The organism is Bacteroidia bacterium, assembly GCA_040880525.1.
GTDB lineage: Bacteria > Bacteroidota > Bacteroidia > CAILMK01 > JBBDIG01 > JBBDIG01.
Genome location: JBBDIG010000056.1, coordinates 1 through 11,188, shown reverse-complemented (window position 1 = coordinate 11,188; position 11,188 = coordinate 1). Strand labels below are relative to the sequence as shown.

At 42.5% G+C, this 11,188-nt stretch carries 6 protein-coding genes; 1 reads left to right on the top strand and 5 read right to left on the bottom strand.

The features are described from left to right. Positions 1–189: 189 nt before the first annotated feature. From WD077_15325 to WD077_15305, 5 genes are read right to left on the bottom strand one after another with little or no spacing between them, the layout of a single operon-like run. On the bottom strand, positions 190–561 hold the full coding sequence (locus WD077_15325) for a DUF3127 domain-containing protein (GenBank protein ID MEX0968602.1): 372 nt from the start codon (positions 559–561) through the stop codon (positions 190–192). A 34-nt stretch (positions 562–595) separates the two neighbouring features. Further along, positions 596–1,561, bottom strand: coding sequence for an AAA family ATPase (locus WD077_15320; protein ID MEX0968601.1), 966 nt, complete (start codon positions 1,559–1,561; stop codon positions 596–598). A gap of 51 nt (positions 1,562–1,612) precedes the next feature. Continuing rightward, positions 1,613–2,965, bottom strand: a complete 1,353-nt coding sequence (locus tag WD077_15315) for a peptidylprolyl isomerase (protein ID MEX0968600.1) — start codon at positions 2,963–2,965, stop codon at positions 1,613–1,615. 1 nt (position 2,966) lies between these two features. Further along, positions 2,967–3,836, bottom strand: a complete 870-nt coding sequence (locus WD077_15310) for a hypothetical protein (GenBank protein ID MEX0968599.1) — start codon at positions 3,834–3,836, stop codon at positions 2,967–2,969. Then, entirely contained in the window at positions 3,808–5,754 is a 1,947-nt protein-coding gene (locus tag WD077_15305; GenBank protein MEX0968598.1) for a peptidylprolyl isomerase, read from the bottom strand. Before WD077_15305 ends, WD077_15310 begins: the two co-directional genes overlap by 29 nt. Before the next feature lie 302 nt (positions 5,755–6,056). Between WD077_15305 and cas9 the strand changes: the two genes are divergently transcribed. Then, positions 6,057–11,144, top strand: a complete 5,088-nt coding sequence (cas9, locus tag WD077_15300; GenBank protein MEX0968597.1) for a type II CRISPR RNA-guided endonuclease Cas9 — start codon at positions 6,057–6,059, stop codon at positions 11,142–11,144. Positions 11,145–11,188 lie beyond the last annotated feature (44 nt).

Genomic DNA, 11,188 nt, shown 5'->3' with positions numbered 1-11,188 from the left:
TAAACCTATTCCAGGACTAACACTTCACCTGTAAACTTTTTTCAGGACGAGACAAGCCTGAAAATCACAAGCGGACGCTTGCGACAGAGAAGTGGATACAAAAGATCATGAGAATTGCAGCGCAAAAACCCCACTCTCCCGCAAGCGTCCGCTTGTGGGAATGCCGGTTAAATGTCCGGCAATAGCTTCTTAAAACGGAAGATCGTCATCATCAGGCGGTGGAGCCTGGCTAAAGCTGTCTTCAGGGAAAGCGGTGTCAGCCGGTTGGGAAGGGCCGCTGCCTGCGCCCTCAATGCGCCATGCTTCCAGGTTAGTAAAGTACATGAGCTTGCCATCACGGTTGGTATAAGAGCGACCCTTAATGTTGAATGCGATCTTTACCTCATCTCCGGGCTTATAGCTGTCCATGATGCTGCACCGGTCCTGGATGCACTGGAATTTGATAAGCTGCTCATAGCCATTTTCATCGTAGCTCAGAACAAATTCACGCTTTTTAAAAGTTTCCTTGATCTGTTCAGTAGGAAAAATATCGTGGATTTTCCCTGTTATTTCAAAAGCCATAAATGTATTTCTTAATTGATTTTTAAACTTAAAATTAAAACAAACTCAGGATAATATCATCCAGGGTAACCCGCTCGGCCTCTGCCTTATAATTTTTGACGAGGCGATGGCGAAGCACCTGAAGGGCCACTGCCTGTACATCTTCAATATCAGGCGAATATTTGCCCATGAATACGGCATGGCACTTGGCGCCAATGGCCAGATATTGTGAAGCCCGCGGGCCGGCTCCCCATGAAATATAGTTTTTTACCATCTCTGCTGCCATATCAGAATCCGGTCGCGTTTTATGGGTAAGCTTTACGGCATACTCCAGCACATTATCCGCAATCGGGACTTTCCGAATAAGCCGCTGAAAATGGGTGATCTCCTCTCCTGTCAGCACTTTATTGACTTCCGCCATTACATCGGAAGTGGTGCTTTTTACAATGTCTATTTCATCCTTCATGGTAGGATATTCCACCAAAATATTAAACATGAATCGATCAAGTTGCGCCTCGGGAAGTGGATAGGTTCCCTCCTGCTCTATTGGGTTTTGCGTAGCCAGCACAAAGAAAGGATCCTGAAGCCGGTGGAGTTGTCCGCCAGCGGTTACGCTCTTTTCCTGCATAGCTTCCAGTAATGCGGCCTGCGTTTTTGGCGGTGTCCGGTTTATTTCATCCGCGAGCAGGATGTTGGCGAACACCGGTCCTTTTACAAACCGGAATCGCTTGTTCTCATCCAGTATCTCAGCTCCCGTAATATCCGAAGGCATGAGGTCAGGTGTGAACTGTATCCGGCTGAATTTCAGGTCGAGGGCATCGGCAATGGTATGCACCAGCAGTGTTTTGGCCAGGCCCGGAACGCCAATCAGCAGGCAGTGGCCCCGGCTGAAGATACAGATCAGCACATCTTTAATTATTTTATCCTGGCCCAGGATCACTTTATTTATTTCAGTACTGAGTTGTTTATATCGCCTGCTCAGTTCATCTATCGCTTCTACTTCTGAGGTACTTGCTTGCATCTGTTGTTTTGTTATTTCAATTGAATAATGAAAAATGTTGGCTCCATTAAACTATTCTTTCATCCAGTATTGGAGTTCTTCACAATGAGAATAATCGCTGTCTACGCGCACATAGGTTCTGGGAATGTACTCTTCCACCCATTCCATCAGGCGGTCTATTTTTTTATTTTCCAGCGCAAATTCCTGTATTTGTTGATAATCGTCTTTCAAGTTGGCTTTATGGGGCGGTGTTTTATCTTTTAAATAAATTAAACGATAGGCAAGCCGGTTATCCACGGTTTGATAGGCTACAGGCTTTGAAACCTCTCCCGCCTTCATTGTATCCACCACGTTGAAGAGGGATTTGTCCAGCTTGTCAACGGGAAGCCTGGAGGCTCCGCTGGCAGGGTCGGACAGCATTCCCGCATTGTTGCGCGTCTCTGACCGCTGCGAATACAAAGTAGCGGCCTGTGCAAACGTGAGCGTATCATGCACGATCTGGTGACGGATGCTGTCAAGGAATTGCCGGGTTTTTTCTCTCGCCTCCTCCGTTATCTTCGGCCTGATAAGAATATGCCGCGTGTTGATAATATCGCCCCTGCGCTCAATAAGCTGGATGATATGGTAGCCATACTGCGTTTCCACGATCTGAGACACCGAATCCTTAGAAAGCCGGAATGCCACGGCTGAATATTCCGGTTGCAGATCATCACGTTTTACGGCCCCTACCACGCCTTTTTTAGCGGCTGTACCGTCATCATCAGAATACAAAACGGCCAGCGTTTCAAAACTCTCGCCTTTCACGATCCGGTCTCTGAGCTCCTGCAGGCGATTTTTGGCGGCTTCCTTCTCCGCTGCAGTGGGTTCAGGATAGCGAACCAACTCACCGGCTTCAACCGTAGCACTAAGAAAAGGCAAACTGTCTTTTGGTAAATTGTTGTAAAAAGCTTTTACCTCTGAAGGCGTAATGCGGGTGTTGGCGATCACCTTCTGCTGCATCATTTGTATAAGGAGCTGCTCGTGAATGGGATCATAGAATTCCTCTCTTATCTCAGGAATTGACTTTCCATAATATTCTTCCAGTGCACTCTCGCTTCCGATTTGCGAAACGAAGTAGTTGATGCGGTCATTGATTTCATCCGAAACCTGCTCTTCGCTCACCTCAAGGCTATCAATATTCGCACGGTTCAGGAGCATTTTCTGCTGCATCAGATCATTTAAAAGCTGGCAGCGAGCCTCGCCCTCAGTAAGTCCTTCCGGCAACTCCACCTGGTGCATCTGCGCCTCTATGTCCGATTTCAGGATCAACTCCGTACCCACCACTGCAATTACTTTGTCCAGCACTTCTCCTTTGCGCGGCTTTTCCTGTGCAAAGGCAACTGAAGATATTATCAGCAACAGCCCGATCAAACCTGTTTTTTTCATTTTAATATATTTCATAATTGTTTTCTGCTCCTCCTTCTTTGAAAATATCATCCTCCATTTTTCTCACCATATTCATACCCCTTCGGTTAATGATGATCCTGCGGATATTTTCCACTTCAAATTCAATTGGTGAAAGATCTTCCACCATTCTGAAATCCAGGATATTTACTAAATAATAATAAGCAGAATCTTCAATTTCAATTGTTTTATTGTTTTTTAAAAAATGTTCCTGGTCATAAGTGGTAAGTGGAACCTCCTTTAAAATATCTTCCAGAAAATACCAGCTATTCTCATCAATTGAAAAATTCTCTGCAAACTGGATAGCATACTTCTGAAGTGAATCCAGATCTTCAGTTCTGGCTGAACTGTACCATTGCCTGACATGATCCAGCTTTGGCGCCTCTCTCGGAAGCTTTACGTAAATGAACCGGATGATGTTACGCTTAAGCTGGAAATTTTTTTCGTTCTGGTGAAAGTATTCTTCAATCTCCTCCCGGGTTACCACCGTATCCAGCCGCTGATGAAGCAGGGCCTGCCGGTATTCATACGTTATAAGCGAATTATAATAATCTGCCAGTTCCTTGTCCTTGTTCTTTTGTTCTTCCGTGAGGTTATCCAGCGCCTTCTGAAAGAGAAGTTGTTTCCTAATCCAATTATTAATAAAATTCTGGCGGAGCATCATGCTGTCGTCATAAGTAGCCGCACTTTCAAATATGGGAGCAAGATCATCTTCATAAAGATATTCGTCATAAACCCGTGCCACAGGAATCCTTTCCTCTTCGTTATTATCAAAAAACTGGCAGGCATTGAAAACCGGAAAAACAATGAACAGAAAGAATATTTTAAAAGAGTTTGCTGAGAACCTTTTCATTTATGGTAACGGGGTATTTCTGTTTTAATTCCTGGATCCATTGCTCTTCTAAAAAGTCCTGGTAATCGGCAATAACCATTCCCCGTATCTCTTTGAGTTCCTTTGGCTGTGGTGGCAAAACCTCCTGAATTCTAACGATATAGTGCTTGCCATCTTCCTCCGTTTCATGAACGCCCTTTGTCCACTGCACCTTGTCAACCACTTCATTGTCGCCCTGCTCAAATTTGCCATAGGTGTATCCAAGGTTAATCGGATCTTCCAGGTTCAGCAATCCCGTTAGCGAATCCGGAGGTATGCCCTCTGCGAGCATCTCCTTCACCTGGGTTGCGATCGCTTTGTTTTTGGGTGAGTAGACTTCCGCCTCCACGCGTTGCTGCCAGGTATAGTCAGATTGGTTGCGCTCAAAAAACGCCTCCAGTCCGGCTGTATCAGTCATTGCCTTTGACCATACCATCTTATCAGTAACGTCAAAAAGCAGGATCCCCTCTTTGTATTCCTTCAGCAGGTTCCTGTATTCGGCATGATTCTCCTCCAGATGGCGGATCTGGTAGTCCACCACCGTTTCATCCTTCCAGTCGCTGTAATATTGATCGATAGCGAAGGGCAGATATTTATATTTATTGGGTTCCTGATTTTCTTCCAGCCACCTGATAAAATCCGAAGGATAAAATTTCTCTTTACCCATTTTTACCACCCATTTATTTTTCGGCAGGTTTTCCTCATCAATAACCAGCTCGCCAGAAAGCAGTGTACTGTCAATCTGCTCCCGGGCCGGCTTCAGGTGTTTCTGTCTTTCCTTAAATTTATTTTCCTGGCGTATCTGTGCCAGGGCAGCTTCCTCGCTCAGTTCGGAGCGGGCATCGCGGGCGATCTTGGTGCGCAATTCCTCCTCCATCTCTTCGCGGTTCCGAACGTTGAAAGTATCCAGCAGCTTGATGATATGCCAGCCATAGCGCGTTTCGATCGGGCGGGTATAATCCCCAATATTTCTGATCCTGAAAGCTTCCTCAATAAATTCCGCTGGCAGAAAACGGGAATGGGTTGCGAACTTCGGAAGCTTGCCTCCCTGGGCTTTTGTACTTGGGTCATCAGAAAAATCGCGCACAAGCTGCTCGAAACTGGCGCCCTGCTGAAGTTGCTCATAGAGGCTGTCAATTTTCTGGCGGCCACCTGCACCCTTAGCTTCGGAAACTCCGGCTTCCGGTCTCACCATCAGGTGCGCCACCTGCCGCTCGCCACGGGAAGTCCGCTTGTCCAGCACCTCTATCAAGTGGTAGCCAAACTGCGTCCTTACGGGCTGGCTAATTTCGCCCGTATCCTGCCGGTATACGGCATTTTCAAAAGGATAGATCATTTGCAGCGCAGTAAAATATCCGAGATCACCCTGGTTATCCTGGGCCGAAGGATCGGTGGAAAACTTCATGGCCATTTCGCCAAAATCCGCCCCACCCAGAATGCTGTCGCGCACCATAGTGATGGTCCGGTAAGCTTTGAGCGTATCCGCAGGGGGAGCATCCGGAGCCACGCCTATGAGAATATGGCGCGCCCTCACTTCATACATCGAACGCTCATAAGCCTCATTCAGGAGTTCCTCCGTTACCGTGCGGTCAGTGAGGTAAGGCTTGATAAGCTGCTCTCTGTATCCTTCAAATTCCTTTAGAAAGGTAGCAGAAGTATCAATGCCCTGGTCTTTGGCGGCCTTTACCTTGAGTTTAAAATTGGTATAGAGGTCAAGATATTCGCGGATCTTTTCATCTGAGTAAGCATCTTCCACCTGCGCATTATTCTTTCGGTAGATGTACTCAAACTCAGCTTTGGTAACGGTATCATCCGCCACCGTAAACAGCACCTGCTCTTTTTGAGCATGGGCAGCAAAACAAATCAGGGCCATTGCGGCAATGGCAGTCCAGTTTTTCATAAGATGATTGGGTTCAAAATTTCAGGCGCAAAAGTAAGAACGCAGAGGCGAAAAGCCGCAGAAATGACGCAGGCTGCCAGAATGCCTCAGGTTTGGGTCTATTCCGGCTTCAGGTTACCGGCTGGAAGAATCAGATCAGGAAGAGCAAAAAAAAGCCCCACCGAGGCGGGGCTATAGGAGTGTATCCTTCGGCATATAGCCTTATTATGAAAAGATTGAAAATAGAGATATATAAATCTTGCTCCAAAGATAAAATTATATCTCATATATTTACATCGTTAATCTCAAAACTTACAGAAGCCATGGCAAAAATTTTAGGACTTGACTTAGGAACGAATTCTATTGGGTGGGCGGTAGTGGATAATATCAGCAAAACCATTGATGCCGGTGTAACAACTTTTCAACGAGGAGTGGCTGTAAAACAAGACGGCAGTAATGAAGAGCCATTGAATGTGGCTAAAAGAAAAGCCCGGCAAATGCGTAGGCAGGTATTCTACAAAAACTATCGATTGACCAAAATGACTGAAGTTCTTGCTCGCTTTGGTATGTTTCCCTACCTGAAAGTGTTGGAAAATGAGCAACAGCAAAAAGCTATCATCCGGGAAATAAAGGATAGGTTCGGTTTAAGCGAGCAGGAGATAAAAAATCATGGACTAAACAAGTTCAAAGACGACTATCAGCTGAATGCAAGGATTGCCAAGCTTCTATTGCTGTTCGGTGTTGTTGGAAAAAAACCTTCGGAAATTAATATTAAGCTGGAGAAAAATCCAGAAACTTTAGATGAGTTTATAGACCACATGTTGGAATTTATTTCTATGGATTCATATCGATTAAGAAGTATTGCTCTTACTGGGCATATTACCAAAATGGAGTTTGGTAGAATCCTTTATCAAATTGGAAAACGAAGGGGATTTAAAAGTAGCAGAAAAGTTAAGAACAAAGACGAAGGAGATGACAAAACAGTAAAGAATAAATTCAAGAAAAATGACAAAAAGAAAAACTGGCAGGATGAAGTAAGTAAACTTCAGGAAAAATATGGTGATGAACTGAAGATCGAAGAAACCGAAACTATTGTGGAAGTAGAATATCCGAAGGCACTTACCGAATTTTATGCTGAAATGGATGAAACAAGAAAAGCAATAGAAAAAGGCAAGTATATAACCCTTGGCAACTACCTATATCATAAAATAACTGGTGATAAGAATTTCAAAGACATAAAGGGAGTACATGAAAGGCGCATCCGGCAAGAAACAAAAGCCGATCGCCAAATGTACATAGACGAATTCAATGAACTATGGAATAGACACTCGGAGAGACTCGGATTAAATATACTTTCTGGCGAAAAGCGAACGAAGAAAAAAGAACGGGTAGAAGTTACCCTGTATGAATTTTTAGGCAATGAACGTAAGGGGATTCTTTTTTACCAGCGACCACTGAAATCACAAAAACACCTTGTGGCCAAATGTACCTTTGCCAACAAAACCGTACGAATAAGAGATAAGAAAACCAATGAGATTCTTAAAAGTAAAAAAGGTAAAGAACTGGTGAAAAAAGTGGGCAAAAGCAGATGCCTTGTTTCACATCCGTTGTATGAAAGGTTCCGCGCATTGCAGCAAATTAATAACCTAAAAATAAATCGTAATGGTACATGGGACGAACTAAGCCCGGCAGAAAGAGAAGAATTGCTCGCCCTGTTTACAACAGAATGTAATGAAAGCGGAAAAGTAGCAATCAGCAAAGTATTGGAGATACTGGTTATCAAAAAAGAACAGCTAAAAGGTACTGCAGAAGGTGATGTGGAAGAATGGAAAAATGGAGAAGAACAACAAGTTGGTTCTTTTGCCGGAAATTATACATCGAAAAAATTAAGCGAGCTATTCGGCACTAAATGGGATGACTTCAAATCCTTACCGGAAGCTGTAAAGCAAAAGATTGAGAAAAAGATCATTAGAAAAATCGGTGGAGAAAACATTCTCCATAATCCTGAATTCAGAGATAAAAATAAGGATGAAAGAAAGCGGATAATAGAAGAAACAGGTAGGGAACTTTGGAGCAAATTGACCGATGGGGAAAAAGAAAAAAAATGTCTCGAATTCATTCATGAAGAAATCTGGCATTGTTTCACCTATTATGAGGATAATCACCTTCTATTTAACAAACTTAAAACCTATGGTCTTGATGATGATAAAGAAGGTGACCTGAAAAAGATAAATCTCAAAAGCGGTTATGGCAGCCTGAGTATTAAGGCTATCCGCAAAATTCTTCCCTTTATGGAAGATGGATTGAAATACACTGATGCTGTCTTCCTTGCCAACATAGATGAAGTATTTGGCAGAGAAAAATGGCTCCATATGTCCGAAGCTGAAAAACAAAATATTCATGAAGACATCAGTGCATTTATCAAAGAAAAGCAGGAAGAAAAACTGGAGCAAACAGTAAAAAATGCCGTATTGAAAGCTATTAAAACCGAATATGAAAAGAAACCCAAACCGGTTCCTGCGTTGGACAAAGTAAGAATAGGCTATTGGACACAAAAGAAAGCCACCAAATTTCTTAAGGAGATAAAAGGGATCAACGAGAACGGTAAATTGAGTGAAGCCATTGAAAACTATAAAGCTCAAATAAAAGCCTTGCTCAAAAATCCCATTAAGCCGGAGTTCCTGAGAACGGAGCCGGTAGTTGATCTAATACGAAACCACCTTAAAGAGAAATATAACGTGGACGAACAACGACTCGATCGCCTCTGGCATCCTGCTAAAGTGGAGCATCTGCCCCCTTCACCTAATGAATTGCCCGAACCTAAATTTCAGACCCTGCGCAATCCCATTGTGAAGCAGGCATTGTATGCGCTTCGTAGTGCGATAAAGCATATTGAAGCCAAATATGGAAAGCAGGATGTTGTGCGGATCGAACTTGCCCGTGAATTAAATGATAAGAACAAGCGCATTGCTATTCGTAGGTGGAATAAAAAGCAGGAACAGGAACGTGAGAAGATCAGGAAAAGACTGGCAGAATATCCAAATCTTGCCCCCATTAATGAAAAAGACATTTTGAGATATAAACTCTGGCAAGAGTTGCAGGAAATAAATGGTTGCCATGAGTGTCCTTATACTGGAGAAACAATTTGTTTTGATGATCTTTTTGGAGATAAAAGAAAATTTGATTTTGAACACATTATTCCTCGCAGCCGCTGTTGGAGTGATGCGGACGTTAACCTGACTTTATGCGCCACACATTTCAATGAGTTCAAAGATGACCGTACACCCTTTGAATTACAGGAGTGTGAAAACCTTCCAAATTATAAATCGGACTGGGCTTATGATAGGATTAAGCAACGGGTGGATGGATGGAGAAAAAAAGCTGAAAGCTTAACTGCAGAAATTGATAAAATAACCGAAGACCTAAAAGGAAAGCCCGCCAGCAATTATAAGGATAGGCAAAAGCAAAGGAAACATGAACTGACTTTTGAAAGGAACTACTATCGAAGCAAATACAGACGGTTTGAAATTGATAATCTCAGCAAAGACCTGAATGATGATGAAGAATACCTGAGAAGCCTTATCACCGATACCGGTTACATTTCCCGGCTCGCAACCATTTATCTGAAATCCTATTTTGGTAAGGAGCAGGTGCAAACGGTAAAAGGCGCCACCACTACCATGCTGCGTGAAGAATGGGATTTAGGTGACAAGAACCGCGACAATCACTTCCACCACGCTGAGGATGCCATTATAATCGCCTTTACTAATCTTGGCGTTTACCAGGAACTGGCTCAACATAGAAAAAAAGAAAAGACTAAAAGCACACTATATCACCCGTGGAGCTTAAACGAGTTCAAAGATAAATTTGTCAAGGCCGTTCAAAACATTGCGGTTTATGACAAACAGCGTAATAAGAAAACAAACAAGTATAATAAAGTCATTCAGCTAAAAGGAAAGAAAAAGCGTATTGAGATTGACCAGATAAGAGGAGAATTACATGAGCCGCTTCCCTACCGGGAAATAAATAAGGGAGAAAAATACTCGAAGCGAAGAGAGTTTAAGGAGTTGTCCAACGAAAACTGGAAGAACAATATACCGGAAACTCTGAAATGGGAGCCTATCGAAGAAAAAAGAGATAAAAAGAAATTGATCAATGTGAAAATCAGGGGAATAGAGAAGCGACTTCCTCTATCCAAACTCCAATTTTTGCACATTCCTCTGATTGAAGAAGAAAACATAAAAGAGGTCATTGAACAGCGATTAAAGGATAAGAACATCCAAGTTTCAAGTAGCGATAAGCTTATTCCTAAAGAAGCATTTTCAGAAAAGCTTTATTATGAAGCAACTGCAAAAGGTAAAGGAGAAATCAAGAAATGTGAAGTACTTTTTGAGGGAAAGGACAAGTTTGAGAACAGAAAGCTAACTAAGGCTGAACCGGGAAAAAAGCAATTGGGAAAGTTATTGCGGTTAAATGAAATACCATACATCACTGATCCCGCCATCCAAACCGCAGTAATTAGTTGTCTTGGGAATATATTGAAAGAACCTAAAGACATAGATAGCCTGAAGCAAGCTCTTGGTGGGAATTTTAATGTATTTGCGGAAGCTGTTGAAAAAGGTAATTTTGACTTGGATATACCATTGCCAGATGTATTCTTTGAGAAGAAACTTCGCAGGCCTTTGAGCAATTTCGGCATTCCAATCAAAAAAGTGACTTTCAAAGAGCGGGATACCAAAGGCAATCGCGTGAGAAAGCACATAGACGATTTAACTCATGGAGATATTCCCAATCTGACTGAACCGGCTAAATCCATTATTGAAAAACGACTGAAAGAAATAAGTGCAGAAAGTAGAAGCTTTTCAGAACGGCTACCGGAAGAATTCTATGAAGAAAAAATTCATGTCCCGGTAAAGAATGTTCGCACCCATGAAAAAGCTAATCTGTATGAAATAAGAGACCGCGCATATTTCCGATTTGGCAAGGGCAACATACATGCTACCGTTTGGCAGGACACCGAAACCGAAAAATACTATGTGGAAACGGTTCCCTTTTATTTTGTTGTAAATCCTGATCAATATGATGAAAATACACGGATAGAATTTATTCAAGGTATTGGGAAAAAGGAAATTGATAACGGTGAGTTCAAAATGGAAAGATTAATGAAGATTGAAAAATTCCAAAATGGAAATTTTTTTATTCTAAATACCAAGGGTCAAAAGAACGAAGTTTTTGCAAAGGAGGTAAATGAAATGATTGAAAACGAGAGGACATTCAAACTCCAGGAGATGCTTTATAAAGTTAAAATGATTTCTTCCACATCTTTTGATATCCAACTCCGGAAGCACTCTTCGTCAAAAAGCACTGAAGGAAACATCAATATCAAGAGTTCAGATAGGTGGAGGGTGTAATTTAAACTCTGTCTTTTGAGAAGTGAATAATTTTTTTACACTAC

Coding starts and splice junctions, on each gene's coding strand:
- WD077_15320 (MEX0968601.1), bottom strand. CDS start 1,561: ATGCAAGCAAGTACCTCAGAAGTAGAAGCGATAGATGAACTGAGCAGG.
- WD077_15315 (MEX0968600.1), bottom strand. CDS start 2,965: ATGAAAAAAACAGGTTTGATCGGGCTGTTGCTGATAATATCTTCAGTT.
- cas9 (MEX0968597.1), top strand. CDS start 6,057: ATGGCAAAAATTTTAGGACTTGACTTAGGAACGAATTCTATTGGGTGG.
- WD077_15310 (MEX0968599.1), bottom strand. CDS start 3,836: ATGAAAAGGTTCTCAGCAAACTCTTTTAAAATATTCTTTCTGTTCATT.
- WD077_15305 (MEX0968598.1), bottom strand. CDS start 5,754: ATGAAAAACTGGACTGCCATTGCCGCAATGGCCCTGATTTGTTTTGCT.
- WD077_15325 (MEX0968602.1), bottom strand. CDS start 561: ATGGCTTTTGAAATAACAGGGAAAATCCACGATATTTTTCCTACTGAA.